This window comes from Lysobacter sp. DMC104, assembly GCF_056313665.1.
The window spans coordinates 374,667-400,617 of sequence record NZ_JBQUZW010000003.1 but is presented as its reverse complement, the minus strand read 5'-3'; the positions used below and the strand labels follow the sequence as shown (position 1 = coordinate 400,617).

29 protein-coding genes are annotated in these 25,951 nt (G+C 70.7%); 11 read left to right on the top strand and 18 right to left on the bottom strand.

What is annotated here, in order from left to right; genetic code table 11:
• The first annotated feature begins 24 nt into the window (after positions 1-24).
• Positions 25-603: a hypothetical protein gene (locus ACT53R_RS06830; RefSeq protein WP_476171096.1), complete on the top strand. Its 579-nt coding sequence runs from the start codon at positions 25-27 to the stop codon at positions 601-603.
• A gap of 40 nt (positions 604-643) precedes the next feature.
• On the opposite strand, the gene ACT53R_RS06825 is transcribed toward ACT53R_RS06830, so the two are convergent.
• Positions 644-1,522, bottom strand: coding sequence for a lysostaphin resistance A-like protein (locus ACT53R_RS06825; protein WP_476171095.1), 879 nt, complete (start codon positions 1,520-1,522; stop codon positions 644-646).
• Positions 1,523-1,835: 313 nt separating this feature from the next.
• Between ACT53R_RS06825 and ACT53R_RS06820 the strand changes: the two genes are divergently transcribed.
• Both ACT53R_RS06820 and ACT53R_RS06815 read left to right on the top strand, forming a co-directional pair.
• Positions 1,836-2,693: an exonuclease/endonuclease/phosphatase family protein gene (locus tag ACT53R_RS06820; protein ID WP_476171094.1), complete on the top strand. Its 858-nt coding sequence runs from the start codon at positions 1,836-1,838 to the stop codon at positions 2,691-2,693.
• Positions 2,694-2,699: 6 nt separating this feature from the next.
• On the top strand, positions 2,700-4,361 hold the full coding sequence (locus tag ACT53R_RS06815) for a hypothetical protein (protein WP_476171093.1): 1,662 nt from the start codon (positions 2,700-2,702) through the stop codon (positions 4,359-4,361).
• Positions 4,362-4,367: 6 nt separating this feature from the next.
• Here ACT53R_RS06815 and ACT53R_RS06810 read toward each other — a convergent pair whose 3' ends face one another.
• Positions 4,368-4,949: a PH domain-containing protein gene (locus ACT53R_RS06810; RefSeq protein WP_476171092.1), complete on the bottom strand. Its 582-nt coding sequence runs from the start codon at positions 4,947-4,949 to the stop codon at positions 4,368-4,370.
• Between the two features lie 117 nt (positions 4,950-5,066).
• Here ACT53R_RS06810 and ACT53R_RS06805 point away from each other — a divergent pair, with 117 nt between their 5' ends.
• The gene (locus ACT53R_RS06805; protein ID WP_476171091.1) at positions 5,067-5,999 is read left to right on the top strand and encodes a hypothetical protein; all 933 of its coding nucleotides are present in this window, start codon (positions 5,067-5,069) and stop codon (positions 5,997-5,999) included.
• A 31-nt stretch (positions 6,000-6,030) separates the two neighbouring features.
• Complete coding sequence (locus ACT53R_RS06800) at positions 6,031-6,729, top strand: GNAT family N-acetyltransferase (protein ID WP_476171090.1); 699 nt, start codon at positions 6,031-6,033, stop codon at positions 6,727-6,729.
• A 54-nt stretch (positions 6,730-6,783) separates the two neighbouring features.
• Here the strand turns inward: ACT53R_RS06800 and rapZ are convergent, their stop codons facing one another.
• From rapZ to ACT53R_RS06755, 9 genes are all read right to left on the bottom strand, one after another.
• Complete coding sequence (gene rapZ / locus ACT53R_RS06795; protein ID WP_476171089.1) at positions 6,784-7,665, bottom strand: RNase adapter RapZ; 882 nt, start codon at positions 7,663-7,665, stop codon at positions 6,784-6,786.
• Positions 7,662-8,609 (bottom strand): HPr(Ser) kinase/phosphatase, encoded by a 948-nt coding sequence (gene hprK / locus ACT53R_RS06790; RefSeq protein WP_476171088.1) that lies wholly within the window; start codon positions 8,607-8,609, stop codon positions 7,662-7,664. Before hprK ends, rapZ begins: the two co-directional genes overlap by 4 nt.
• 59 nt (positions 8,610-8,668) lie before the next feature.
• Positions 8,669-8,992 (bottom strand): ribosome hibernation-promoting factor, HPF/YfiA family, encoded by a 324-nt coding sequence (gene hpf / locus ACT53R_RS06785; RefSeq protein ID WP_476171087.1) that lies wholly within the window; start codon positions 8,990-8,992, stop codon positions 8,669-8,671.
• Positions 8,993-9,216: 224 nt separating this feature from the next.
• Positions 9,217-10,650: an RNA polymerase factor sigma-54 gene (locus tag ACT53R_RS06780; protein WP_476171086.1), complete on the bottom strand. Its 1,434-nt coding sequence runs from the start codon at positions 10,648-10,650 to the stop codon at positions 9,217-9,219.
• 199 nt (positions 10,651-10,849) lie between these two features.
• On the bottom strand, positions 10,850-11,569 hold the full coding sequence (gene lptB, locus ACT53R_RS06775; RefSeq protein ID WP_476171085.1) for an LPS export ABC transporter ATP-binding protein: 720 nt from the start codon (positions 11,567-11,569) through the stop codon (positions 10,850-10,852).
• The gene (gene lptA, locus ACT53R_RS06770) at positions 11,569-12,162 is read right to left on the bottom strand and encodes a lipopolysaccharide transport periplasmic protein LptA (protein ID WP_476171084.1); all 594 of its coding nucleotides are present in this window, start codon (positions 12,160-12,162) and stop codon (positions 11,569-11,571) included. The genes lptB and lptA overlap by 1 nt, the downstream gene beginning before the upstream one ends.
• Positions 12,143-12,703 (bottom strand): LPS export ABC transporter periplasmic protein LptC, encoded by a 561-nt coding sequence (gene lptC, locus ACT53R_RS06765; protein ID WP_476171083.1) that lies wholly within the window; start codon positions 12,701-12,703, stop codon positions 12,143-12,145. The genes lptA and lptC overlap by 20 nt, the downstream gene beginning before the upstream one ends.
• Positions 12,700-13,272 (bottom strand): KdsC family phosphatase, encoded by a 573-nt coding sequence (locus ACT53R_RS06760; RefSeq protein ID WP_476171082.1) that lies wholly within the window; start codon positions 13,270-13,272, stop codon positions 12,700-12,702. The genes lptC and ACT53R_RS06760 overlap by 4 nt, the downstream gene beginning before the upstream one ends.
• Positions 13,273-13,274: 2 nt before the next feature.
• Positions 13,275-14,309, bottom strand: a complete 1,035-nt coding sequence (locus ACT53R_RS06755; protein ID WP_476171081.1) for a KpsF/GutQ family sugar-phosphate isomerase — start codon at positions 14,307-14,309, stop codon at positions 13,275-13,277.
• Between the two features lie 134 nt (positions 14,310-14,443).
• Between ACT53R_RS06755 and ACT53R_RS06750 the strand changes: the two genes are divergently transcribed.
• From ACT53R_RS06750 to ACT53R_RS06740, 3 genes are all read left to right on the top strand, one after another.
• A complete protein-coding gene (locus tag ACT53R_RS06750; protein WP_476171080.1) occupies positions 14,444-14,674 on the top strand; it encodes a BolA family protein in 231 nt (76 codons plus the stop codon).
• A 110-nt stretch (positions 14,675-14,784) separates the two neighbouring features.
• Entirely contained in the window at positions 14,785-16,044 is a 1,260-nt protein-coding gene (gene murA / locus ACT53R_RS06745) for a UDP-N-acetylglucosamine 1-carboxyvinyltransferase (protein ID WP_476171079.1), read from the top strand.
• A gap of 30 nt (positions 16,045-16,074) precedes the next feature.
• Positions 16,075-17,013: an ADP-ribosylglycohydrolase family protein gene (locus ACT53R_RS06740; protein WP_476171078.1), complete on the top strand. Its 939-nt coding sequence runs from the start codon at positions 16,075-16,077 to the stop codon at positions 17,011-17,013.
• A gap of 23 nt (positions 17,014-17,036) precedes the next feature.
• Here the strand turns inward: ACT53R_RS06740 and ACT53R_RS06735 are convergent, their stop codons facing one another.
• From ACT53R_RS06735 to purM, 5 genes are read right to left on the bottom strand one after another with little or no spacing between them, the layout of a single operon-like run.
• Positions 17,037-17,738 (bottom strand): DUF3108 domain-containing protein, encoded by a 702-nt coding sequence (locus tag ACT53R_RS06735; RefSeq protein ID WP_476171077.1) that lies wholly within the window; start codon positions 17,736-17,738, stop codon positions 17,037-17,039.
• Between the two features lie 58 nt (positions 17,739-17,796).
• On the bottom strand, positions 17,797-18,558 hold the full coding sequence (locus tag ACT53R_RS06730) for a DUF3108 domain-containing protein (RefSeq protein WP_476171076.1): 762 nt from the start codon (positions 18,556-18,558) through the stop codon (positions 17,797-17,799).
• An 11-nt stretch (positions 18,559-18,569) separates the two neighbouring features.
• On the bottom strand, positions 18,570-19,226 hold the full coding sequence (gene purN / locus ACT53R_RS06725; RefSeq protein ID WP_476171075.1) for a phosphoribosylglycinamide formyltransferase: 657 nt from the start codon (positions 19,224-19,226) through the stop codon (positions 18,570-18,572).
• A 22-nt stretch (positions 19,227-19,248) separates the two neighbouring features.
• The gene (locus ACT53R_RS06720; protein WP_476171074.1) at positions 19,249-19,716 is read right to left on the bottom strand and encodes a hypothetical protein; all 468 of its coding nucleotides are present in this window, start codon (positions 19,714-19,716) and stop codon (positions 19,249-19,251) included.
• Positions 19,717-19,744: 28 nt separating this feature from the next.
• Positions 19,745-20,800, bottom strand: a complete 1,056-nt coding sequence (purM, locus tag ACT53R_RS06715) for a phosphoribosylformylglycinamidine cyclo-ligase (RefSeq protein WP_476171073.1) — start codon at positions 20,798-20,800, stop codon at positions 19,745-19,747.
• 175 nt (positions 20,801-20,975) lie between these two features.
• Between purM and ACT53R_RS06710 the strand changes: the two genes are divergently transcribed.
• From ACT53R_RS06710 to hda, 3 genes are read left to right on the top strand one after another with little or no spacing between them, the layout of a single operon-like run.
• Positions 20,976-22,076 carry a DUF2066 domain-containing protein gene (locus tag ACT53R_RS06710; protein WP_476171072.1) on the top strand — a complete coding sequence of 367 codons (1,101 nt, stop codon included), beginning with the start codon at positions 20,976-20,978 and terminating at the stop codon, positions 22,074-22,076.
• A gap of 7 nt (positions 22,077-22,083) precedes the next feature.
• Entirely contained in the window at positions 22,084-23,313 is a 1,230-nt protein-coding gene (locus ACT53R_RS06705) for an AI-2E family transporter (protein WP_476171071.1), read from the top strand.
• Positions 23,310-24,032: a DnaA regulatory inactivator Hda gene (gene hda / locus ACT53R_RS06700; protein ID WP_476171070.1), complete on the top strand. Its 723-nt coding sequence runs from the start codon at positions 23,310-23,312 to the stop codon at positions 24,030-24,032. The genes ACT53R_RS06705 and hda overlap by 4 nt, the downstream gene beginning before the upstream one ends.
• Positions 24,033-24,062: 30 nt before the next feature.
• Here the strand turns inward: hda and murU are convergent, their stop codons facing one another.
• Positions 24,063-24,809 carry an N-acetylmuramate alpha-1-phosphate uridylyltransferase MurU gene (gene murU, locus ACT53R_RS06695; RefSeq protein WP_476171069.1) on the bottom strand — a complete coding sequence of 249 codons (747 nt, stop codon included), beginning with the start codon at positions 24,807-24,809 and terminating at the stop codon, positions 24,063-24,065.
• Between the two features lie 102 nt (positions 24,810-24,911).
• Complete coding sequence (locus ACT53R_RS06690; protein ID WP_476171068.1) at positions 24,912-25,940, bottom strand: aminoglycoside phosphotransferase family protein; 1,029 nt, start codon at positions 25,938-25,940, stop codon at positions 24,912-24,914.
• Between the last annotated feature and the right edge of the window lie 11 nt (positions 25,941-25,951).

The following is a 25,951-nucleotide window of genomic DNA, read 5'->3' as shown; positions in this document are numbered from 1 at the left end:
CTGTTCCCTCGATCGAGCCCGGCCATGCGACCGATCGCCGCCTGCTGTCTCTTCCTGCTGTGCGTCCTGTCGAGCGTTGCGCTGCCGCTGCGCGCGGCGGAGCCGGCGTCCACGCCCTACGTCGACATCGAACGCCGGCTCACGCCGGAGCAGCGGCACGCGACCGGCCTGGACACGTTGTCGCCGGAGCAACTGGCGCTGCTCAACCGCCTGTTGCGCGATGCGCAGGGAGAGGCCATCGAACAGGCCGTGCAGCAGGCGACCGTCGACGCGCGGGCGCAGGGCCGCGCCGAGGCGGAGATCGAGGCCGCCGCGCAGCGTCGCGAAGCCGCGGCCGCCGAGCCCGCGCGCGGCGCGAGTCGCTTCATCGGTCTGGATGACGGCCCGATCCGCGCGCACCTCGTCGGTGACCTTGCCGGCTGGCAGCCCGGCGATCTGTTCACGCTCGACAACGGCCAGCAGTGGAAGGTGCTCAAGGGCAGCCTGCGCCTGCCGGCACCGCGGCATGCGCCCGAGGTGCGGCTGGTGCCGGGTGTTGCGGGGCGCTGGTTCCTGGAAGTCGATGAAGACCTGCCGAAGGCGCGCGTCTACCGCGTCGATTGAAGCGGGACGTCGACTGACGCATGACGTCGCCGATGCGCGCTCAGCCGTGCCAGTCGCGGATGAACGGCGCCAGCTGCGGCAGCAGGTCCATCGTGCCGTGCAGCAGCACCACCAGCCACAGCGAGCGCGTGCGTGCCCACAGCACGCCGAACACGATGCCGGCCGGGGCGACGATCGCGATCGAATAGGCCACCGCCCACAGTGGCGTCGCCGTGGCGACGCCTTCCATCAGGTGCGCACCGCGCAGATACAGGCCGGGCGCGTGCGCCAGGCCGAACAGCAGGGACGCCCACAGCACCGCTGCGGTCGTCGAACCGGTGGCATCGGCAAGGCGCTGCTGCACCACGCGCCGGAACAGCACTTCCTCGCACAGGCCGGCTTCCAGCACCTGCCACAGCCAGCACAGCGGGATCGCCCACGCCAGCGTCGTCGCGTCCAGTGCCAGTTCGCGCAGCGTGATCAGGCCGCGGCCGAACATCGTCTGGAACCCCAGCAACGCGATCGCCATCGCCGCGAAGATCGTCCACAGCCGCGCGCTGCCGAAGCGCGGGCGGCGATGATCGTCGCGCAGGAACAGCAGCGCCGGCAGCGCGACCATCGTCGCCAGTTTCACCAGCGTCTTCGCGATCGACTGCGCGGGTTCGCCGGGCCACTGCGCGGCGATCGCGCCGAAGCCCCAGCCCAGCACCAGCACCGAGAACACCGCGAGATACAGCAGCGGCCCGCCCAGCCGCGACGGCGGCGGCGACAGCGGTGCCGCCGTCGCGCGCGGCCTGCGCGTGAGCGCCCATGCCAGCGCCGGGAACACGAGGCCGAGCGAAGCGAGCAGGAACAGCGGCTCGACGAGGTCGGCGTCCGGCGCCCGCAGCAGCACCGCCAGCGAGGCGGCATACGCCGCGGCAGCAACCAGTGCGGCCACGGCGGCATGCAAGCGGGGACGAAGGCGGGCCATGCGGCCATGGTGCAGTGGTGCGCGCATACCGGCACGCGCCATGCGTCACCCAACCTTCGTCACGCCCCGAACGGATGGCGATCACGTTCCGTCGCGTTTCGTCGCGCTGCAGCGTGCGTCGCCGGCCACCGCCGGCCATGATGCCGCGGCCCGCCGGCGACCGGCGGCAGGGATGCGTCCGGGGCAGGGGACCCGACACGACACGGACATCTCGTGCAGCGAGACTGGCGCGTCTTCCATCCATCCATGCCATCCGTGGCAGCCTTTCCGGGGAGGTTCCATGAAACGCCGCATCGCCGCTTTGCTCGCCGTGTGCCTGTTCGCGTTCGCCGCGCAGGCGTCGGCCCAGTCGTATCTCCGCGTGGTCTCCTGGAACATGCTGCATGCCGGCTGGTCCGGCCAGCAGGACTGGGACGCCTACGCCCGCCAGATCTGGAACAACTTCGGCAGCACCGGCACCGCCGCGAACGGCGCGGACCTCGTGTTCGGCCAGGAGATCATGTACGCCGACACGCCGGCCAACCTCGTTGCCGCGCTCAACCGCGTCAGCGGCTACACCTGGGATTACCGCGTCACCGACGCCATCGGCCGCAGCAGCTACAAGGAGCGTTACGCGGTGCTGTTCCGCACCGACCGCGTCCAGTTGCTGTCGTCCACGGTGTGGGCCGATACCGGCGACAAGTTCGAGCGTGAACCGCAGATCGTGAAGGTGCGCCACATCCAGACCGGCGCCGATTACACCTTCATCAACTGGCACACCGTGTTCGGCACCACCGCCGAGCGCCAGGCCGAGATCCAGCAGATCGCCACCGTCTTCAACAGCGTGCAGAACGGCAGCAGCAGCGACCAGGACGTGATCATGGTCGGCGACCACAATCGCGAGGCGACCTCGCCGTGGTGGACCGGCCTGACCGGGTCGTCGCCTGTGGTGAGCTACCGCGTCAACGAGCTGACCTCGATCAACACCAGCTGCGCGTTCGCCAGCGCGTACGACCATTTCTGGATGCAGGCCAGCTACGTCACCGAGTATTCGGCGTCGGGTCGCGACTACATCGCCGACATGTGCACGTTCCGCAACGGCGTGTCCGACCACGCGCCGATCTATCTCTCGCTGTATTCGTCCGCAGACACCGACTGACGCCGGATGGCGTCGCGCCGGACGTCCATCGCATGGCTCGGCGCCGGGCTCGCGCTCGGCGTCGTGCTGTCGCTGGCGTGGTGGTGGCGCTCGACGTCGCATTCTGCATCGCCGTCACTGACGGATGCGACCGCGACGCACACTGCGACGAACGCGCAGGTCGTCGATGGCGTTCGCATCGTGCTGCTGCCGGACGGCGGCGTGTCGGCCGATCCGCGTTCGGTGCGGATCGGCATCGCGAATGTGTCGCCCGACGATCTCGCCGCCTATCGCGCGTGGCTGCGCGGCGGCCGCGAGGGCGCCGGTCCCGGTGATCTCGCCGATCTGGCGCAGGTCGTGCGCTGGATCGATGTCGCCGCGACGACGCAGGCCGACGGCATCGTCGTCGCCGGTCCCTTCGCGCTGCCGCCGGCGGATCGCTACGTGCTGCAGGCACGCGCCGGCGATGGCCTGCGTTTCTGGGAAGCGCGCTTCGCCCGCGCGGACGTGCCCGCGCAGCTGCGCCCGCGCGTGGCCGCGGGGCTGCGTGTGCGTGCGCCGCGCGTGCCCGGCGTGCGCGCGGGGCTGCTGCTCCGGCGCGTCGAAGGCGCGATGCAGGACGCCGATTGGCAGCCGCTGATGCGCCGCGAGCGGCCGGCGTTGCTCGACGCCTACGACGACACGCCGCTGCCGATCGACGCCACCGCAGCGACGTCGATCGCGCCGCTGCCGCCCGGCGACGTCGACGTGGTCGCGGTGGTCGACGGCGTGGAAAGCGAGCGTCGTCGCGTGACGCTGTCGGCGGGCCGCTATCTGGAGGTCGACCTCGATCCCGCCGCGACCGAACTCGGCGCGGCGTTGTCGACCACGCTGCGCCTGCGGCTAGTCGAGCGCGGCAGCGGCACGCCGGTGACCGCGCCGACGCTGGTCTGGAATGCACCGCGCGGCGAGCGCCGGTTCCGACCCGATGCGCGCGGCGTGGTCGTCGTCGACGGCATCGACGCGTCCCTGCCGCTGTCGATGCAGTTGTCGTTTCCGCCGCCGGCATCGCCGTCGTTCCTCGTCGATGCGCTGCCGACCTGGCCCGAACGCCTGCCGCTCGATGTGTCGCTCGGCGATGCGCCGGCGGCCACGGTCGAGAAGACGATCGAACTGCAGCCGCTGCGCTGGCTGCTGGTCGACACGCCCGGCATCGACGTGCCGCGACGCCCGCGCGCGGAATCGCCGTTCCCGGTGTTCGTCCTGCAACGGCGCGAGGGCGGTGCATGGCGCGATGCCGCCGCGGACGCGTTCCGGCCGTTCGCCGGCGGCATGGCGGTGTCGCTGGATCGCGAGGGTCCCGTGCGCGTCGCGGTGCTCGTCGCACCGTGGCGCGTCGCGATGAGCCACGCGGTCGAGGTGCGTGCGGACACCGCGCGCTATCGCACGCGGATCGAGGCCGGCGGCGGGCGTCGCGTCGTGCTGCGCCTGACTGCGGACGGACGGCCGCTGCGCGGCGCACCGGTGGCGGTGCTCGCGCCGCTGCGGGGTGTGCCGCCGCTCACGCTGACCAGCGATGGCGACGGGCGCCTCGTGCTCGATGGGGTGAACGTGCCGATGGTGCGCGTCGAAGTGCCCGGATTCGCGCAGGTCGAAGTGCGACTGGATCGCGCGGAGGCGACGGTCGCGCTGGTGCGCGACGGCGGCTGAGGCGTGTCAGTCGCGCTCGCGGCGCAGCAGCATCGCGATTTCGTCCAGCCGGTCGCGGATCGCATGCAGGGCGTCGAGCTGCAGCGCGTCGTGGTCGGCGCGTGCACCGGCGAGTTCGTGGCGCAGGCGGTCGCGGCGACGCAGGATCTCGTCGCGGAACCGATGCGCGTCGATGATGCCGGCCAGCTGCATGTTGTGCGCCTGCCCCGGGCTCTGGCCGGCGGTCTCGATGCGAAGCACCGTCAGGTCGAAGCGGCGCAGCAGCGGGCCTTCGAGGAAGGTCACGTCCTGGATGTTCTCCAGCGGCACCGTCTTCTCGACCTGGAACAGGATGCCCTTGCGGAAATTCAGCACGCGGTCGTCGAGCTGGCACTTCAGTTCGCGGAAATAGTGTCCGGCCCACCACTGGCCCGGCCCCAGCACCCAGAGCACCGCCAGCGGACTGAGCACGACCGTCATCAGCAGCATGCCGGCCACGTAGACCACGAGGTAGGCGCGCAGCAGCGGGTTGAAGGTGGCGCGCAGGATCGGAGCGTCGTCGCCGGAAGCGTCCGATGCGGGGGCGGGGAGGGGCGAATGCGAGGTCATCGGCGGGTCGTGCGGCTGAAAGGCGGAATTCTGACACGCGGATCGTGTCCGGCCGTCGACCCCGTTCGCCGCATCGGTGCGTTCGACACGGTCTCGCCGCCCACTCCGGAGCCCGCCATGCGTCCCGCCGCGTCCACCGTCTCGATCCTCCACACCGCCCGCCTGGCAATGATCGCCTGCGTCCTGCTGGCCGCCTGCAGTGCGCCCGCCGCGCCGCCGGCCGCGAAGCCGAAGCCCGCGGCGGCGCCCGAGCAGCCCGACGGTGAAGCCGCCGAACGGCGCCGCGCGGACATCGACAAGGAACTGGCCGGCCTCGGGGCGCATCCGTGGGCGGGCGATTACTACGAGGGCGACGGCCTCGGCGCGAACATTGCGCTGTCGCTGGCACCGCGGGCCGGCGTCGCGGCGACCTGGCACGGTTGCCTGGGGCTGTACGGCGCCAACCACGGCCGGGTGGAAGCCCGAGACGGCACGCTGCGCTTCGTCTATGACAATCCCAACAAACCCGGCTTCGGCGGCTTCCCCGAGACCGTGCATCCGGTGCGCTGGGGCGCGCGCCGCTATCTCATTCCCGACGCGAAACTCCTCGATTTCGTCAACGCGGTACATCGCGGTTTCGAGCCGCGGCACAGCGTCCACGGCATGTTCCTGCTGGCCGACGGCGACGAGAAGAAGTCGGTCAGTGGCCTGCCGACGTTGCCGCCGCGTTTCCTCGCGCTGCTGCGCCGCCAGCCACTGGAAGTGCTGGTGCGTGAGGTCGTTCACGTGGAATCGAAGCGCGACAGCATGCCGTCGCTCGGCTGCAACCACGTCTATCGGTTGACGCTTGACCGCGGCGCGAACGATCGACTCGCGCCGGGCATGGAACTGGTCGGCGTCGGCGCGGCACGCTCGGGCATCACCGCGACCGTGCTGGAGGTCGCGCCGGACAGCGCCACGGTGAAGGTGGTCGGGATGTTCGAGGACTGCAAGAAGCCGAAGACCGTGCCGGTCGTCGGCTGGCGTTTCACCACCGGCGCCTACGATCCGGCGAAGGCCGCGGCGCGCTGACGCCGGCGGACGTGGCGGCTATGCTCGGGGCATGGCCGCCGATTTCATTCCCGATGCCTCCGACCTCGACAACCCGTTCTGGTCGGCGCTGCGCAGCCGCCACGCGCACCTCGCCATCGGCACGGACGCGGTGGCGCGCTATCCCGCCGACCACGCGCCGTTCCTCGGCGTGGCGCATGCCGATATCGATGCGGATGCGGCGCTCGCCGCGCTGCTGGCGCCCGGCGAAAGCCTCTACCTGATCGGCGTTGCGCCGCGCGTGCCGGCCGGGATGACCCTCGATGCCCACGGCGACTTGGTGCAGATGATCCGCACCGAGCCGATGCCGGTGCCCGACGGGCCGGAGATCGTGTCGCTGGGCGAGGCGCAGCGCGACGACGTGCTCGCGCTCACCGCGCTGGTGTATCCCCACTACTTCCGCGAACGCACGCTGGCACTGGGCCGCTACTTCGGGATCTGCGTCGACGGCCGACTCGCGGCGATGGCCGGCGAACGGCTGGCCACGGATCGGTATCAGGAACTCAGCGCGATCTGCACGCATCCCGATTTCCTGGGCCGCGGCTATGCCCGCCGGCTCACCGCATGGCTGGCGAACGACGTGCTTGCCGCCGGGCGCACGCCGTACCTGCACGTGAGCTCCGCCAACGCGCGGGCGAAAGGCGTGTACGACGCCATGGGCTTCCGGCTGCGCAGCCTCGTGCCGTTCTGGTCGCTGCGTCGCGATGCCTGAAGTGCCGCGAACGTCTTGATCGACCACGTGCGCGCCGCTGCCGGCGCACGGCGGTCACTCCAGTTCGCGATGGAACGTCGCCACTTCGGGCCAGCCGCGCGCGCGGGCATGCGCGGCGAGGGTTTCGGCGAGGTACACCGAGCGATGCCGCCCGCCGGTGCAGCCGAACGCCACCGTGATGTAGCTGCGGGTGTCGCCCTGCATGCGCGGCAGCCAGTGGTCGAGGAACGTGCCGACCTGGCGCACGTAGTCCTGCGCGTCGGTGTCGGCATCGAGATGCTCGCGCACCTCGCGATCGCGGCCGGACAGCGGGCGCAGCCGCGCGTCCCAGTGCGGGTTCGGCAGCATGCGTGCGTCGAACACGAAGTCCGCATCCGCGGGTACGCCGCGGCGGTACGCGAACGATTCGAACAGCAGCGAGATCGTGCGGTCGTCGCCGAGGCCGAGTTCGGTGATCACCCGACGCCGCAACTGGTGGACGTTGGTCTCGCTGGTGTCGACGACGGCGTCGGCCAGCGCGCGCAGCGGGCGCAGCAGCCGGCGCTCTTCCTCGATCGCCTCGGCCAGCGCCAGCCCGCGATGGCTGAGCGGATGCCGGCGTCGCGTCTCGGCGAAGCGCTTGAGCAGCACGCCGTCGGTGGCATCGAAGAACACCAGCGTCGTGTCCAGCCCCAGCGCGCCGGCCTGCGACAGCCACGACGGCAGTTTCGTCAGGTCGGTCTGGCGGTTGCGCACGTCGATGCCGACGGCGAGTTTCTGCGGCAGCTCGCTCTTGCCGGTGGCGTTGCGCACGAAGTCGGGCAGCAGCTCGGCCGGCAGGTTGTCGACGCAGTCGAAATCCAGGTCTTCCAGCGTGTGCAACGCGATCGACTTGCCGCTGCCGGACATGCCGCTGACGACGATCAGGCGCGAGCCGCGCTCGGCGTCGGTACTCATTCGGCGCGCTCCAGGAAGTGCGAATGCCGGGCCATGAACGCGGCGGCCGGGTCCACGCCCTTGATCCGCAGGATGTGTGCGCGCGCCGCGGCCTCGGTCAGCACCGCGAGGTTGCGGCCGGGCATCACCGGCAGGGTGATCATCGGCACGTCGAGATCGAGCAGCCGGCGCGAGCCGAGGTCGCCGAGCAGGCGTTCCATGCCGGTCGACTGCGGCTCGTGGTGCGGGCGCGCGAGATGCACGATCAGGCGCAGGTACTTGTTCCGTTTCACCGCGGTGTCGCCGAACATCTGGCGCACGTTGAGGATGCCGAGGCCGCGGACTTCCAGCAGGTCCTGCAGCAGTTCGGGGCAGGCGCCGTCGAGCACGTCGGGCGCGATCTGGGTGAATTCCGGCGCGTCATCGGCGACGAGGCGGTGGCCGCGCGTCACCAGTTCCAGCGCGAGTTCGCTCTTGCCGGCGCCGGATTCGCCGGTGATCAGCACACCGATGGAGTAGATCTCCATGAAGACGCCGTGCACCGTGAGCCGCGGCGCGAGCTTGCGCGCGAGGTGGTACTGCAGGTGGTTGAAGAGTTCGTGGCCGCGGCGCGGCGACAGCCACAGCGGCGTGTCGGATTCCTCCGCGGCGATGCGCAGGTCCTCGGGGCAGCGCTGGTCCTTGCTGACGACCATCGCCAGCGGGCGGAACTGGATGATCTTCTCGATCGTCTCCCAACGGTGGCGCGCATCGAGCGCATCCAGCCAGGCCAGTTCCTCGGTGCCGAGGATCTGCACCTTGTTCGGATAGATGATGTTGAGATAGCCGGCCAGCGACGGGCGCCGGGCAACGGTATCGACGGCTTCGAGGAGGCGGTGTTCGCCGCGTTGTCCGGCGACCCAGCGCAACGCGAGGCGCTCCTGCTGCTGGTCGAACAGATCGCGCGCGCTGATGCTGGCATTCATGGCGGGAGGCGGTTGGGGCGGGCCCGGCGACGCGCACGCGCCGCCGGGCGGGACGGACGTCAGTCCGCGGTGCGCGCGAGGCTTTCCCCGCGATGGTGGTCGACCATCTTTTCCTTGTGCTTGATCAGCAGTCGGTCGAGCTTGTCGGCGAGCAGGTCGATGGCGGCGTACATGTCCTGGCCATCGGCGTCGGCGTGCAGCGTGCGGCCGGAGAGGCTGATCGTGGCTTCGGCGCGATGGTGCGGCTTGTCGATGCTCAACTGCGTGCGGATGACGTCCATCGAGTGTTCGAAATGTCGGCTGAGGCGCGAGAAGCGGGTTTCGACGTAGTCGCGCAGCGCGGGAGTGACTTCGATCTGGTGGCCATGGGTTTCGATACGCATCGACGGTGTCCTCTGTTGTGCCGGGCGTGTGGCGCACATCGCGATCCCGGCCCCGGCCCGCCGGCGTGCGACGCGGGCGGCGGCTTCGGCCGCTCGCCTCATGGGAGACATCGGGCCGGAACGGGGGTCGCACAAGGGCGGTTCGTCCGTTCCGATGCTCCGCTTCGACAGGGTACCCCAGCAGGGCACGGACGCAAGGCCGCACGACGGCGCGGTTCAGGCCTTCAGCCCATCCGCACGCGTTCGTGCGAGGCCGGGATGTTCATCGCCTCGCGGTACTTCGCCACCGTGCGCCGTGCCACCGGCACGCCGGAGGCTTTCAGGGTGTCCGCGAGCTTGGCGTCGGACAGCGGCTTGCGCGGGTTCTCGGCCTCGATCAGGCGCCGGATCATCGACTGGATCGCGGTGCTGGAGGCTTCGCCGCCGCCTTCGGTGCCGATGCCCGAGGCGAAGAAGCTGCGCAGCGGCAACGTGCCGCGCGGCGTCAGCGCGTACTTGCGCGCGATCGCACGCGAGACGGTGGATTCGTGCAGGCCGATCTCGGTCGCCACTTCGCGCAGCGTGAGCGGACGCAGTGCCTGCTCGCCGAATTCCAGGAATCCCGACTGCTGGCGGATCAGGCAGCGCACGACCTTCAGCAGCGTGTCGCCGCGCGCCTCCAGGTGCTTGAGCAGCCAGCGTGCTTCCTGCAACCGGCCGCGCAGATAGGCCGCGTCGCTGGCGTTGGCGTGCTGGATCATGCCTTCGTAGCCGCGATGGATCGTCAGTCGTGCATGGCTGCCTGCCAGCGCGGTGCGCCACATGCCGTTGTGGCGCCAGATCACGCAGTCGGGGGTGATGTAGGTGTCGGCGCTCATGCCGCCGAGCTGCGAGCCCGGGCGGGGATCCAGCGAGCGCACCAGCTGCATCGCGGTGGCGGCATCGTCGGCGGACAGGTGGAGTTCGTTCGCGAGGCCATCGATGCCGAGTTTCGGCAGCCGTTCCAGCGCTTCTTCGACGATGCGCAGCGCCGCGGCACGTCCGGGCGTGTCGTCGGGCAGGGCGTGCAGTTGCAGCGACAGGCACTCGCGCAGGTCGCGGGCAGCGACGCCGGGCGGATCGAAGCGCTGGATCTGGTGCAGCACGGTCAGGATTTCGGCATTGCCGACATGCACTTCCGGCAGCAACGCTTCGGCGATCGCGTCCAGCGGTTCGCGCAGGTAGCCGTCGTCGTCGATCGCGTCGATGATCGCCGCGCCGATGCGCTGGTCCTGCGGCGACAGCCGGGTGAGGTGCAACTGCCACGACAGGTGGTCGTGGAGGGATTCGGAATGGGTGAGCCGGTCCATCGGATCCAGCCCGTCGTCCTCGCCACCGCCGCCGCCGCTGGCGCTCCAGCTGTCGGGCGGCTCCCAGCCGTCATCGACCTCGGCCTCGCTGCGCTCCTGGGCGGTGTCTTCGGCAGTCGGTGCTTCGGCGGCGACCTGGGTTTCGGGCATGCCCTCGGGCGCCTCGCCTTCGGGGGCCTCGGCCCAGTCGAGCAACGGATTGCTCTCGACCGCGACCGCGATCTCCTGCTCCAGTTCCAGCGACGACAATTGCAGCAGATGCAACGCCTGCCGCAACTGCGGCGTCAGGACCAGCTGTTGCCCCAGCGATGTCTGAAGACGCGCCTTCATGTCCGTATGTTAGCCCCCCCCGTGCCGCTCCGGGCAACCCTTGGCGCGATTCTTGCAAAGTCCGCGTCCGGCTTACCGGGATGCACGACACAACCCGGCGAGTCGAGGCCACGCGTCCGCATCGGCGCACTCGATCGCCCGGCATTGCGAGGCCGGTGGAGATCGATCGAAGCAGGTCGGCCGGCGGCGCGGCCGGGGATCAGAGGCGGAACGATTCGCCGAGGTACACGCGGCGCACGTCGGGATTGGCCAGCAGGGCGTCGGGCGCGCCCTGGGCGAGGACCGTGCCTTCGCTGAGGATGTAGGCGCGGTCGCAGATGCCGAGCGTCTCGCGGACGTTGTGATCGGTGATCAGCACGCCGATGCCGCGGTTCTTCAGGTGCCGGACGATGCGCTGGATCTCGCCGACGGAGATCGGGTCGACGCCGGCGAACGGTTCGTCCAGCAGCATCATCCGCGGCTTGGCCGCCAGCGCGCGGGCGATCTCGACGCGGCGACGCTCGCCGCCGGAGAGACTGGCGCCGATCTGTTCGGCGACGTGGCTGACCTGGAGTTCCTCCAGCAGCGCCGCCAGCTCGCGCTCGCGGCCGTCGGCGTCGAGGTCGGAACGCATCTCCAGCACCAGCCGCAGGTTGTCGGCCACGGTCAGCTTGCGGAACACCGAGGGTTCCTGCGGCAGGTAGCCGACGCCGCGCTTGGCGCGGGCGTACATCGGTTCTCCGGTGATGTCATGGCCGTCCAGCACGATGCGGCCGGCATCCGCGGGCACCAGGCCCACGATCATGTAGAAGCAGGTGGTCTTGCCGGCGCCGTTGGGGCCGAGCAGGCCGACGACTTCGCCGGCCTCCAGCTTCAACCCGAAGTCGCGCACGACCTCGCGCGACTTGTAGCGCTTGCGCAGCCCCTCGGCGACGAGCATCAGGGCTTGCCCTTGGGCGCGTCGGGTTTCGGTGCAGGCTTCGGCGCGGGCGTGGTGCCGCCGTTCTGCGCCGACTTCGGCACGAAGGTCATGTTCACGCGGCCGCTGCTGCCGCCGCTCTCGACCCGGCTGTTCTTCAGATCGTAGGTCAGGCGCTGGCCCGTGGTGCTGCCGCGCGGCGTGGTGACGGTGTAGTTGCCGGTCAGCACGAGCACGTCGTTGCGGGTGTCGTAATCGATGCGGTCGGCCTTCGCGTTCATCCACGTGCCGTCGTTCATCTGCTGCTTGAGCGTGGCGGGCTTGCCGGTCAGCTCGGCGCGGGCGACGTCGCCGCCGGCGCGATGGATGTCGGCGCGGTCGGCGTGGATCTCCATCGTGCCCTGGGTGATGACCACGGCGCCGGTGAAGGTGTAGACGCCGCTGTCGTCGAGGCTGCCTTCGCTGTGCGCGGAAGCGATGTTCATGTTCTGGTTGCGGTCCGAATCGCGGGCGATCGCGCTGCCTGCGCCGAGCGCGAGCAGGGCCGCCGGGAGCGTCGCGAGGATGCGCGCGCGCCGGGAACGGAGAAGGGAATCAGCGTGGGCTCGGCGCATGGGTGGACTGGACCTCGGATCGGAACACGTAACGTTTCGTGGTCGTGGACACCGCGAAACCGCGACCCCGGAGTATAGAACCGGGTTGGACGATGGTCACGACGGCGTCGGTGCTGGCGCGGTTCTGCTGCGGATAGACGTTCAGGCGCTCGGTGTTCATGGTCACCGGGCGCAATTCGTCGCTTGGGCCGTTCGCCTTGACCTCGCCGATCAGGCGGATTTCCTTCTGGTCGGCGCTGACCCAGCCGGTCTTGCTGCGGATGTCCCAGTAGCGGCCTTCGCCGTTGGGCACGAGGAACACCGGCGTGGTCAGGCTCATCGTGCGGTCGCCCGGGCGGCGCGCGAGCGTCGGCGCGCGCAGGGTGAAGGACTCGCGGCCGTCGGCGTTCAACGCGACCAGCTCGAAATCCTCCAGCACGTAGTCCGGTCGCCCGGCCGGGCCCGTGGTGCGGACCTCGGGCGCGCGGTGCTGCCAGACCGCCCAGCCGGCGAGCGCGGCGCCGGCGATCAGCAGCAGCACGAGGATCGGCCGCCAGTTCATGCGCGGTCTCCGGTGATGCCGGTCGGCGCCATCTCGGTCGGGAAGTGGCCCTGCGCCGCGAGCAGCAGGTCGCATAGCTCGCGCGCGGCGCCGCGGCCGGCGCGGGCGCTCGTGCGCCAGTGCGCGGCGGCGCGGGTGGTGGCATGGGCGTCCGCGGGCGCGACCGCCAGGCCGCAGGCCCGCATGACCGGCAGGTCAGGCAGGTCGTCGCCCATGAAACAGACCATCCCGGTGTCGATGCCCAGCTCGGCGCACAGCGCCTGCACGCAGCCGAGCTTGTCCTTCACGCCGATGTGGGCGCGCACGCCCAGTTCCTCGGCCCGCCGCGCCGCGACTTCGCTGCGCCGCGCGGTGATGAACGCGACCTCGATCCCGGCCTTGCGCAGCAGCACCAGACCCTGGCCGTCGTGCACGTGGAAGGCCTTGAGTTCGCGGCCGTCGGCGTCGAGGAACAGGCGGCCGTCGGTCAGGGTGCCGTCGACGTCGAAACACGCCAGCCGGATCCGCGCGGCGCGGGCCACGAGGCTGTCGTCGAGATCGGCGAGGTGCGCCGGCAGTGTGAACGTCATCCTCAAACCACCCGCGCGCGCAGCAGATCGTGGATGTTCAGCGCACCGACCACGCGGCGATCGCCGTCGACCACCAGCAGCGCGTTGATCTTGTGCGCTTCCATCAGCTGCGCGGCTTCCACCGCGAGCGCATCGGCGTCGATCACCACCGGCGCGCGGGTCATGACCCGGTCGATGGGCGTGGTGTGCACGTCGGTGGCGGGATCGGCCAGCGAACGGCGCAGATCGCCGTCGGTGTAGAGGCCGAGCAGGCCGCCGGCGTCGTCGACCACGGCGGTCATGCCGAGGCGCTTGCGGCTCATTTCGAGCAGCGCGTCGGCGAGGGTGGCGTCGGGGCCGACACGGGGAATGTCGTCGCCGGTGTGCATCACGTCGGCGATGTGCAGCAGGAGGCGGCGGCCGAGCGCCCCGGCAGGATGCGAGCGCGCGAAATCCTCGGAGGTGAAGCCGCGGGCTTCGAGCAGCGCGACGGCGAGGGCGTCGCCCATCGCCAGCGAGGCGGTCGTGCTGCTGGTCGGCGCCAGCGCCAGCGGGCAGGCCTCGGCAGGCACGCTGACATCGAGGTGGAGGTCGGCCTCGCGGGCCATCGTCGACTGCGGCCGGCCGGTGATCGCGATCAGCCGATTGCCCTGGCGCTTGAGCACCGGCAGCAGCATCAGGATCTCGTCGGACTCGCCGGAGTAGGACAGCGCCAGCACCACGTCGCGGTCGGTGATCATGCCCAGGTCGCCGTGGCCGGCTTCGCCCGGGTGGACGTAGAAGGCCGGCGTGCCGGTGGAGGCGAGGGTGGCGGCGATCTTGCGGGCGACATGCCCGGACTTGCCCATGCCCATGCAGACCACGCGGCCGGTGCAGGCCAGTATCGCGCGGCAGGCGGCGGCGAAGGCGCCGTCGGAGGCCGGATCGTCGATCCGCGCCGCCACGGCGGCGAGGCCGTCGCGCTCCACCTCGAACACGCGCCGGCCGCTGGCGGCCAGCGTGGCGTCGGAGGTGGAGACGGGAAGGGGCGCGGAGGCGGTCGGGCGGGGCGTCGCCATTGGGGAGCCGGCGGCTTTCCGTTAAGCTGGGCGGCCCATTCTACGCACCGTCATTCAGGTTTGCCCGGACGGCCGATGAATGCGCGACCTGCCCGATGGGCCCCCTCCGACGCCTCCCCGACCGACACCCCGCCATGACCCCAGACGCCATCCGCCAGCTCATCGAACAGGGCCTGCCCGGCGCGCAGGTGCGCGTCTTCGGCGACGACGGGGTGCATTTCGAGGCGCTGGTGGTGTCCGAGGCCTTCCAGGGCAAGCTGCCGCTGGCCCGCCACCGCATGGTCTACGCCACGCTGGGCACGCTGATGGGCAACGAAATCCATGCGCTGTCGCTGAAGACGCTGACCCCCGCGGAAGCTGGCTGAGGCCCGCTCGGGCGCGGACGGGACGGAGCCCGGCGACACCCCGGTTTCAACGCTGTTTCCACGATCGGCGACGATCGTTTCCTTCTTTCCCTTTCCGATCCCTTCCGACCATGCAGAAAATCGTCGTCACCGGCGGCGCCCCGCTCCAGGGCGAAGTCCGCATTTCCGGCGCCAAGAACGCCGTCCTGCCGATCCTGTGCGCGACCTTGCTCGCCGACGGTCCGGTCGAGATCGGCAACGTGCCCTACCTGCACGACGTGGTCACCACGATCAAGCTGCTGCGCGAACTCGGCGCGCAGGTCGACCACGACCGCGAGGCCGGCACCGTGCGCGTCGATGCGCGCAGCGTGAGCAGCCACGTCGCGCCGTACGAACTGGTGAAGACCATGCGCGCCTCGGTGCTGGTGCTGGGCCCGCTGCTGGCCAAGCACGGCGCGGCCGAAGTGTCGCTGCCCGGCGGCTGCGCGATCGGCTCGCGGCCGGTCGACCAGCACATCAAGGGCATGCAGGCGCTGGGCGCCGACGTCAGCGTCGACCACGGCTTCATCAAGGCGAAGGCCGAACGCCTGAAGGGCGGCCGCGTCGTGTTCGACATGGTCAGCGTGGGCGCCACCGAGAACGTGCTGATGGCCGCGGCGCTGGCTGACGGCACCAGCGTGCTCGAGAACGCGGCGATGGAGCCGGAGATCGTCGACCTGGCCGAGTGCCTGATCGCGATGGGCGCGAAGATCGAGGGCGCCGGCAGCAACCGCATCACCGTGCACGGCGTCGAGCGGCTGGAAGGCGGGCGCCACGACGTCGTCGCCGACCGCATCGAGACCGGCACCTTCCTCGTCGCCGCAGCGATGACCGGCGGCCGCATCGTCTGCTGCGCCGCGCGCCCGGACACGCTGGACGCGGTGATCGACAAGTTGGTCGAGGCCGGTGCCGAGGTCGTCGAGGAAGGCGACACCATCACCCTCGACATGCACGGCAAACGGCCGAAGGCGGTCGACATCACCACTGCGCCGCACCCGGGCTTCCCCACCGACATGCAGGCGCAGTTCATGGCGCTGAACTGCGTGGCCGAAGGCGTCGGCGTGATCAGCGAAACGATCTTCGAGAATCGCTTCATGCACGTGCAGGAGTTGCTGCGCCTGGGCGCCGACATCCGCATCGACGGTCACACCGCGATCGTCCGCGGTCGCGAGCAGTTGGGCGGCGCGCCGGTGATGGCGACCGACCTGCGCGCGTCGGCGTCGCTGATCCTCGCCGGCCTCGTCGCCGACGGCGACACCACGATCGACCGCATCTACCACCTCGACCGCGGCTACGAACGCATCGAGGAAAAGCTGTCCGCGCTGGGCGCGAAGATCCGGCGCGTCGACTGACGCCTGCCGGGCCTAGCCGACCACCCTTGCATGACCTGCATTGCCGACGTCGTGCCTGCGACCCCTCTGGATTGGGCCTCGCTTTCGCTCGAGGGCCTGTCAGTCGGGGATGCGTTCGGCCAGTGTTTTTTCGATCCCGCCTGGATGCATCGAACGGGCGATGCGATCGCCCCCGACGGGCCGTGGTATTACACCGATGACACGGAGATGTCGCTGTCGATTCTGCGGACGCTGGGGCGGTACGGTCGAATCGAACAGGATGCCCTCGCTGAAAGTCTGGCGTCGCAGTACAGCTACGATCGGGCGTACGGACCCTCGATGCACCGCGTACTTGCATGCATCCGCGAAGGCGAAGATTGGCGTGAAGTCACCCGCGGTGCGTTCGGCGGGCAAGGTTCTTTCGGCAACGGCGCTGCAATGCGTGCAGCACCCGTGGGGGCCTTCTTCCACGAAGATTTCGACCGCGTCGTGTCGGAGGCCCGGGCCAGTGCCGAGGTCACGCACGCCCATCCAGAAGCCATCGCCGGAGCCATCGCCGTTGCCCTCGCAGCCGCGACGGCGTGCCATGCGCTTGAACAAGGAGCGCTGCCCACGATGGCGTCATTCCTCGGTGGGATCATGGATCGCATGCCTGCAGGTGAAGTGCGATCCAAACTGGCACGTGGCCTGGGCATCCGTGGCGTTTCGTCGCGGACGCATGCGGCGCAGTTGTTGGGTAACGGCACGACGATGGCGGCGCAGGATACGGTCCCCTATGCGCTCTGGTGCTGTGCGCAGTCGCTCGATGACTACGAACAGGCGTTATGGCTGGCTCTTTCGGCGGGTGGTGATCGAGACACTATCTGCGCGATCGTCGGCGGGGTCGTGGTGTGCAGGACCGGCCTTGCCGGCATTCCTCCCGCGTGGCGCGAGGCTCGGGAAACGCTGCCCGATTGGCGCTTCCCCGACGAAGCATCGTCGGGGGATTGATGCCGGCGGGGTGCGCCGGGGAATTACTTCGGCAGCGCCAGGATCCGCAGGTCAATGTCGTCCTTGCCGTCCTTGCGTTGCAGGATGCGCGCGGGCAATTCGAGGCCGTCGACCACCCACACGAACATCTGCTTGTTGCCGTTGGTGCTGACCAGCTTCGTCGCCGCCTGCGGCTTGCCACCGATGGTGAGGGTGTCCCTGCCGGCGACGCTGAACTGCATCAGCTTCGCGCGGCCTTCGTCGACCATGCGGTAGCGCAGCGGCTTGCCGGCCTGTGCGTCGCGGGCGATGGCGAGGTTCAGCAGCAGCGCGTCGACGTCGCCGGCCTGCAGGGTGACCGGGCCGGCGCGTTCGGGTTTCACGTCGCCGCTCCAGCGCGCCTGTCCGGCGCTCCAGTCGTAGACGGCGTTGCGGCGGATCTTCTTCACCAGCAGCAGCGAGGCGTCGGTGCCCGACAGCGGGCGCCACTGGCCGTTGCGGTCCTCGAACACGGTGACCTGGGTCAGTTGCGCGACCTGGTTGCTCACCTTCAGCGTGTACTTCCACTGGTTGCCGGCCTGCGGCTCGATGGTCATGCGGCCCTTCGCCGACAGGCCCATGTAGCTGGCCTCGTAGTCGGCGGCGAAGGCTTCGAGCGCATGCGCGGGGCGCGCTGCGGCGGTGCCGAACACGGCGGCGGCGAGGGCGAGGCCGCGGAGGGCGACGGGAACACGGTGCGAGGTCATGGGCATCCTTGGGGGAGGTCGGGTGCGGACTCGGTGGGTGACCAATGTGGGGGCGGGCTCAGCGATATTCCATCAAACGCAGATCGATGGCGTCGGCGCCGTCCTCGCGCTGGAGGATGCGCACCGGCGTCGGCACGCCCTCGGCGACCCAGACGACGGTGCCGTCGCCATCGGCATTGGTGCGTGCCACGCGTAGCGCGGAGAAGGTGAGTTCGCCGACGGCGATCGTCTCCGGCGTGTCGGCGACCTGGTAGACATGATCGCGGACCCGGCCGGCTTCGACGAAGCGATAGTGCAGCACCGCGCCGGGGCGGGCGTCGCGCACGATCGCGAGATTGATCAGCAGGCCGCTCATGTCGCCGGGCTGCAGCGGCACCGGCTGGCGGTGCCGGGCCTTGAGATCGCCGGTCCACTGCGCCGTGCCACGCGCCCAGTCGTAGGTGCCGGTGGTGGACTTGCCCATGAACAGGCCCTTGCGGACCGTGCTCTGGCCCAGCGGGCGGTAGGCGTCGCCGACCAGTTCGAACGCGGTGCTCTGCTGCACGTTGAGGCCGAGCACGCCGAGCATGCCGCGGCGACCTGCGATGCCGAGATCCACCCGCCAGCGCGGTGCGGTGCCGCGGACCAGCGCCAGCGTGGCGTCGCCGGCGGCCTTGCCGTGGTAGGCGGCCTCGTAGCGGGCGGTGAAGGGAATGAGCGTGCGGACGGGCGTCGCGGCCTCGACCGGCGCCGTCGCCACGGCCTGCGCCGACGCCGCGGCGGCCGGCAGCAGTGCGGCGAGGACGAAGGTGGAGACGAGGCGGGCGGTGAGCGGGCGCATGACGGCCGGCATCATGCGAGCCGGCGGTTGGCTCGCAGCTGAAGCGGGGCGGCCAGCGGCACGTCATTCAGCAGGATCGTGCCGCCCTCCAGCCGCAGCCGGCCTTCGGCGAACAGCCGCACCGTCTCGACCAGCAGCGGATGCTCGACGTCGCGCACGCGGGCGGCGAGGGTGGCCTCGTCGTCGCCCGGCAGCACCGGCACCGGTGCGCGCGCGATCACCGGGCCGTCGTCGAGGTCGGCCGTCACCACGTGCACGCTGGCGCCGTGCTCGGCGACCCCAGCCTCCAGCGCCTGCCGGTGGGTGTGCAGGCCCTTGAACGCCGGCAGCAGCGACGGGTGCAGGTTGATCATGCGGCCGGGTCGGCGCCGGATTTCCGCGGCGGAGATGATCCGCATGTAGCCGGCGCAGACGATCAGGTCCGCGCCCGCGGCATCGACTTCGGCGAAGAACGCCGCGTCGAAATCCTCGCGTGAGGCAAACGCCTTCGGCGACAGCGCGGTCGCCGGCATGCCCGCGGCGCGGGCGCGATCGAGCGCGACCGCCTTCGCCTTGTCGGAGAACACGCCGGCGATCGTCGCGGGCAGTTCACCCGCGACGATGGCGTCGATCAGGGCTTGCAGGTTGGTGCCGGCGCCGGAGGCGAGGATGGCGAGACGGAAGGCCATGTCGTCGGGAGGTGTGCGGGGATCAGCTGCCGGTCGTCGACCTGGCGCCGAGCAGGTCCGCCAGCGCCTCCCGGCCGATGCGGTCATCGGGGAACAGCACGGTCTTGCAACCTGCGAGGCCGGCCACGAGCAGGCCGCCGAAGAAGATCGGTTGCTGCCTGACGTCGACGCCATGCGTCATCGCCGACCAGGCCATGAAGCCGATGAGCATCAGCACGATCGCCATGAACGCTTGCGTCAGCGGGCGCACGCGGAGCGTGAGCTCGACTCGGGTGCCGCTTTCGCAGGGCGACAGCTGCCCCGCGATGTGCGGCAAGATGCGCGTTTGCGGCAGGTTGCGCCGGATCTCGAAGCGGGTCTCGCCGATCTCGCCGGCAAAGTAGGCACGGGCCTGCCTGCCGAAACCATCGAAGAAGCCCGGAGGCGAAGACGCCGTACGCGTGGCGGCCCGCAGCCGTTCGACGATCTCGGCCGGCGCCAGCGGGGACACGAAGACGAACCGTCGCGCGAGCATCGCCTCAGCCGATCCGCACCCGCTCGCCGTCGCCGGCCGGCGTCACTTCGCCGATGCGCCAGTGCGGCAGGTCGAGGCGGTCGAGTTCGCCTTCCAGCGCGACCGCGGCGTCCTGCGGCGCGACCAGCACGAAGCCGATGCCGCAGTTGAAGGTGCGCCACATTTCCTCGTCGGCGACCTGGCCTTCGCGCTGCAGCCACTGGAACACCGGCGGCAGCGTCCAGCTCGACGCATCGATCGACAGGCCGAGGCCGTCTGGGATCACGCGGATGATGTTCTCGGTCAGGCCGCCGCCGGTGATGTGCGCCATCGCGTGGATGGATTCGCCGTGCGCGCCGCCCAGCAGTTCAAGCACCGGCTTCACGTAGAGGCGGGTCGGCGCCATCAGCGCGTCGACCAGACGCACGCCGCCGAGGTCGAGGTCGGCCGGGCGGTCGGCACGGTCGTAGATGCGGCGGATCAGCGAGTAGCCGTTGGAATGCGGGCCGCTGGAGGCGATGCCGATCAGCACGTCGCCTTCGCGCACCTTGGCGCCATCGAGGATCTTCGACTTCTCCACGCCGGCCACGCAGAAGCCGGCGAGGTCGTATTCGCCCGGCGGGTACATGTCGGGCATCTCGGCGGTCTCGCCGCCGATCAGTGCGCAGCCGGAGAGTTCGCAGCCTTTCGCGATGCCGCCGACCACGGCCACCGTGGTGTCGACGTCGAGCTTGCCGGTGGCGAAGTAGTCGAGGAAGAACAGCGGTTCGGCGCCCTGCACCAGCACGTCGTTCACGCACATCGCGACCAGGTCGATGCCGATGGTGTCGTGGCGGCCGAGTTGCTGCGCCAGTTTGAGCTTGGTGCCGACGCCGTCGGTGCCGGAGACCAGCACCGGCTCGCGGTACTTGCCGGAGAGGTCGAACAGCGCGCCGAATCCGCCCAGGCCGCCCATCACCTCGGGGCGGAAGCTGCGCTTGACCAGCGGCTTGATGCGTTCGACCACCTCGTTGCCTGCGTCGATGTCGACGCCGGCGTCGCGGTAGGTGAGTCCGGAGGAGGCGGGGGGCGTCTGGGTCACGGCGTCGACTGCGGTCGCGGAAAGGCGGAATTGTAGCCCGCCGCGGCGCGATGCCGGCCGATGCGGGCGCGTCCGGGGCCGTTCGCTAACGGGGCGGGAGGGGCTTGTGGCACCATTCCGGACCTTGGCCAACCTGTCCGGGACTTCGAAGATGCGGCAATCGAGCTGGTGGAAGATGCGTTGGGTCGCGGGGCTCTGCCTCGGGCTGGCGCTGATCGCCCCCGTCGTCCACGCCCAGCGGGTGGAGGGCGACCGCGCCGCCGCCAGCGGGGTCTACGAGGCCGAAGTGCCGGTCAACACCCAGACCGATACCGAGCGCGACCGCGCCTTCGCCCGCGCACTGGCGCAGGTGCTGGCCAAGCTGAGCGGCGACCGCGCCGCCACCGGCCGCCCCGGCGTCGGCCAGGAACTGCGCCGCGCGAAGGAATACGTCGCCGGCTTCGATTACCGCCAGGACCAGGGCGTCGGCGCCAATGGCGCGCCCAGCTTCAAGACGATGCTCGTGGTCCGCTTCGATCAGGGCAAGGTCGACGGCCTCATCGGCCTGCTCGGGCTCCCGATCTGGCCGCAGCCGCGGCCCAAGCCGGTGCTGTGGCTGGCGATCGACGACGGCAAGGGCCCGCGGCTGGTCGCGCTGGCCCAGAGCAACGCCGCCCGGTCGGTGCTGGATCGCGCGATCGAGCGCGGCTACCGCCTCGGTCTGCCGGCCGGCAACGCCGCCGAACAGGCCGCCGTCGGCGCGATCTGGCGCGGCGACACCGGTGCCGTGGCCCGGGTATCGGCCCGCTACAGCCCGCCGATGCAGTTGATCGGCAAGCTCTACCGCAAGGGCGCCGGCTGGAAAGCCGACTGGATCTTCGTCGACAGCGGCAAGGCGCTGGCGAACTGGTCGACCGAGAACACCGATGCCCGCGCGGCGATGGCCGGTGGCGCCGACGGGGCCGCCGACGCCCTGATCCGCCGCTATGCCCGCCGCGGTGCCGCGGCCGGTCCGGCCGGCACCTACCGGGTGCTGATCACCGGCATCGACAGCGCCGACGACTACGTCCGCCTGATGGCCCACCTCCAGGACCTGTCGGTCGTGCGCAAGGCCCGTCCGGTGCGCGCCACCGCCGACGGCCTGCTGCTGGAGCTGGACCTGATCAGCGGCATGCCCGGGTTCCGCCGGGTGATCACCGATCGCGGCGTGCTGACCGCGCCGGCGACGACCGACGCCCCGGACGCGCCGCCGCCGGAGGGCGGGGAGCCGGTGATCCCGACCTTCGACCTGCGCTGAGCCGGCGATGACGTCCGAACTCCCCGCCGCCGCACCGCCGCCGCCCGATCCGAACCGGGCGGTGGAGGACATCGCCACGTTCTTCCGCCGGCTGCAGTGGGGCCTGCTGCTGCTGGGCGCCGGGGCGCTGCTGTGGGCGCTGGCGCCGGTGCTCACGCCGTTCGCGGCCGCGCTGCTGCTGGCGTGGATGGGCGATCCCGTGGTGCTGCGGCTGCAGGCGCGCGGGCTGTCGCGCAACACCGCGGTCGCGGTGGTCTTCAGCGCGATGATCCTGCTGCTGGCGGTGCTGATCGTGGTGCTGGTGCCGGTGATCCAGGACCAGATCCAGGTGCTGGCCGACAACGTGCCGACCTACCTCGACTGGTTCGTGCACACCGGCCTGCCGTGGGTGCAGGCGAAGACCGGGCTGAACGTGACGACCTGGCTCGATCCGGATTACCTGGTCGAGATGCTCAAGCGCAACTGGCAGGGCGCCAGCGGCATCGCCGCCCAGGTGCTGGGCGTGGTCACGCACTCGGGCTTCACCGTGCTGGGCTGGGTCGCGAATCTCGTGCTGATCCCGTTCCTGAGCTTCTTCTTCCTGCGCGACTGGTCGGCGCTGGTGCAGCGCGCCGCCGGGCTGGTGCCGCGCAGCCGCATCGGCACGGTCGCGATGCTGGCGCGCGAGTCCGACGCCGTGCTCGGCAGCTTCCTGCGCGGCCAGTTCCTGGTGATGCTGTCGATGGGCCTGTTCTACGCCATCGGCCTGTGGATCGTCGGGCTCGACGTGGGCGTGATCATCGGCCTGCTCGCCGGCCTGCTCACCTTCATTCCGTACATCGGCCCGCTGACCGTGCTGCTGGGCGGCAGCATCGCCGCGCTGGTGCAGTTCGGCGACTGGCCGCACCTGGCCGGCGTGCTGGCGGTGTGGGGCGTCGGCCAGATGCTCGAAAGCTACGTGCTCACGCCGAAGCTGGTCGGCGACCGCGTCGGCCTCGGGCCGGTGACGGTGGTGTTCGCGGTGATGGCCGGCGGCACGCTGTTCGGTTTCCTCGGCATGCTGCTGGCGCTGCCGGTGGCGTCGGTGGCGAACGTGCTGATCCGCCATCTGCACGGGCAGTACACCGCCAGCCGGTTCTACCTCGGCGACGCGCCCGTCGCGCCGGAGATCGAGATCGTGGCCGCTCCGCACCACGTCCGTGATCGTCCCGCCGATCCGTCCGCCGACCCGCCTGCGGGGCCGACGGATCCGGCGTGAACGCGCAGTCGCCCGCCGGCGCCGCGCAGTTGCCGCTGGCGCTGCGCTGTCCGCCTGACCAGCGTTTCGAGACCTTCGTCGGCGCGCCAGAGGGCGCGCTGGCGCAGTTGCACGCGTTCGCGCGGGGCGAGGCCGGCGTCGCCGCAGCGGAAAGCCTGTATCTCGTCGGCCCGGCCGGCACCGGCAAGACCCACCTGCTGCTCGCCGCCTGCGCCGAAGCCGAAACCGCCGGCCGCCGTACGGCCTACCTGCCGCTGGCGGCCGCAGCGGGACGGCTGGGCGATGCGCTGGAGGCGTTCGAGCACGCCGACCTGCTCGCGCTGGACGGCCTCGACGCCATCGCCGGCACGCGCGAGGATGAAGTCGCGCTGTTCCACGCCCACAACCGGGCCCGCGACGCCGGTCGCCAGTTGCTCTACGCCGCGCGGGTCGCACCCGATGCGCTGCCGCTGACGCTGCCCGACCTGCGCTCGCGTCTGTCGCAGTGCACCCGCGTCATGCTGGAACCGCTGGACGACGCCGGCCGCGCCGACGTGTTGCGCCTGCGTGCGCAGCGTCGCGGGCTGCATCTGGACGATGCCGCGATCGACTGGCTGCTGCGCCGCGTCGATCGCGACCTTGCCAGCCTCACGGTGCTGTTCGATCGGCTCGATCGCGAATCGCTGGCCGCGCAGCGCCGGTTGACGGTGCCGTTCCTGCGCAGCGTGCTGGGCGGCTGAAAACCGCCGCGTCGCGGTATCGCGTGCGGGTCAGTCGACCGCGTCGCGCGCCAGCTCGCGATCCAGCTCCGCCAGCCGCTCCGGGGTGCCGACGTCGGTCCAGCGGCCGCGGTGGTGTTCGCCGGCCACCGCTTCGCGGCCCATCGCCGCACGCAGCAGCGGCGCCAGCTTGAAGCGCGGCGGCTTTTCGCGGGCGCCGGGGGCATCGCCGATCACCCGGCGCCAGTCGTCGAACAGGCTGGGGCGGTACAGGCCGATGCCGGAGAAGGTCAGGCGCGTGCCGGGTTCGGCGGCGGTGGGCGGGCCGCTGTTCACGCGGCCGTCGCCGCGCAGGGTGAAATCGCCGCGCGGGTTGTGCGCGGGATTGTCGACCAGCACCACGTGCGCGTCGCCATCGGGTTCCTGCGGCAGGCGCGCGAAGTCGTAGTCGGTCCAGATGTCGCCGTTGATCGCGAGGAACGGTTCCTCGCTGATGCGTTCGGTGCCCAGCAACGGCAGCGCGTGCCACATGCCGCCGCCGGTCTCCAGTGGCGTCGGGCCTTCGTAGGTGTACTGGATGCTGACGCCGAAGTCCTCGCCGTCGCCGAGCGCGTCCGGGAAGCTGCGCGCCAGCCAGCTGGTGTTGATCACGAGGTCGCGGATGCCGGCCGCCGCGAGCCGCTCGATGTGCCAGACGATCAGCGGCTTGCCGCCGGCCGGCAGCAAGGGCTTCGGCACGGTGTCGGTGAGCGGACGCATCCGTTCGCCCAGACCCGCGGCGAAGATCAACGCTTTCATGGTGCCGGTTCCCCCTACTGCGACTGCGCGGCCACTTTGCCACGGAGATCGAAGCAAGGACTGTGCCGTTCGGCACGCCGTCGAGCGTCGGGGCGCGTGGGCTCAGCCGGCGGCGAGGGCAGGGCGCACGTGGCGATCCAGCAGCGTCGCCAGTGGCGCCAGTTCCGGGTATTTCGGCAGCACGCCGTCGAGGTAGGCGAGGAAGCGCGGCGCGTCGGCGAGGTACTTCGGCTTGCCGTCGCGATGATGCAGCCGCGCGAAGATGCCCATGACCTTGAGGTGACGCTGCACGCCGATCCAATCCGCATCGCGGCGGAAACGCGCCAGCGGGGACACCGGCAGCCCGGCGGCCGCGGCACGCGCGTGGTAGCGGTCCAGCCAGCCGTCGACGCGCGCTTCCGGCCAGCTGAGGAAGGCGTCCTTGAACAGGCTCAGCGCGTCGTAGGCGATCGGTCCGCGCACCGCATCCTGGAAATCCAGCACCGCGGGACCGTCGGCGGCGGGCATGAGGTTGCGCGGCATGAAGTCGCGATGCACCAGCACCTGCGGCTGCGCCAGCGCGGCGTCGATCAGCCGGCGATACACCAGGTCGATCGCTTCGAGGTCGGCGCAGTCCAGCGTCACGCCGAGGTGGCGGCCGAGGAACCATTCGTCGAACAACCGCAGTTCGCGCGTCAGCAGCGCTTCGTCGTAGACCGGCAGGTCGGCCGGCGGTGGCACGGCCTGCAGCTTCAGCAACTGGTCGACGGCGGCGTCGAAGAGTGCGTCGGCATTGGTTGCGTCGATCACGTGGAGGTAGGTGTCGCGGCCCAGGTCCTCCAGCAGCAGGAAGCCGGCGTCGGCGTCTTCGGCCAGCACCTGCGGCACACGCACGCCGCCGGCCTGCAGCAGCGCGCGGATGCGCAGCCACGGCTTCACGTCTTCCTTGTCCGGCGGTGAATCCATCACGATCCGCGTGTCGCCTGCGGTCTCGCCGCGCCAGTAGCTGCGGAAACCCGCGTCCATCGAGGCGCGTTCGAGCACCAGCGTCGCGTCGCCGGTGGCTGCGCGCGCCCAGGTCGTGCGGGCTTCGGCGCGTGCGTCGGCGTGCGGATCGGCGGGAAGTGCGGATGGTGTCGAAGTCTGCGACATGCGGGGCCCGG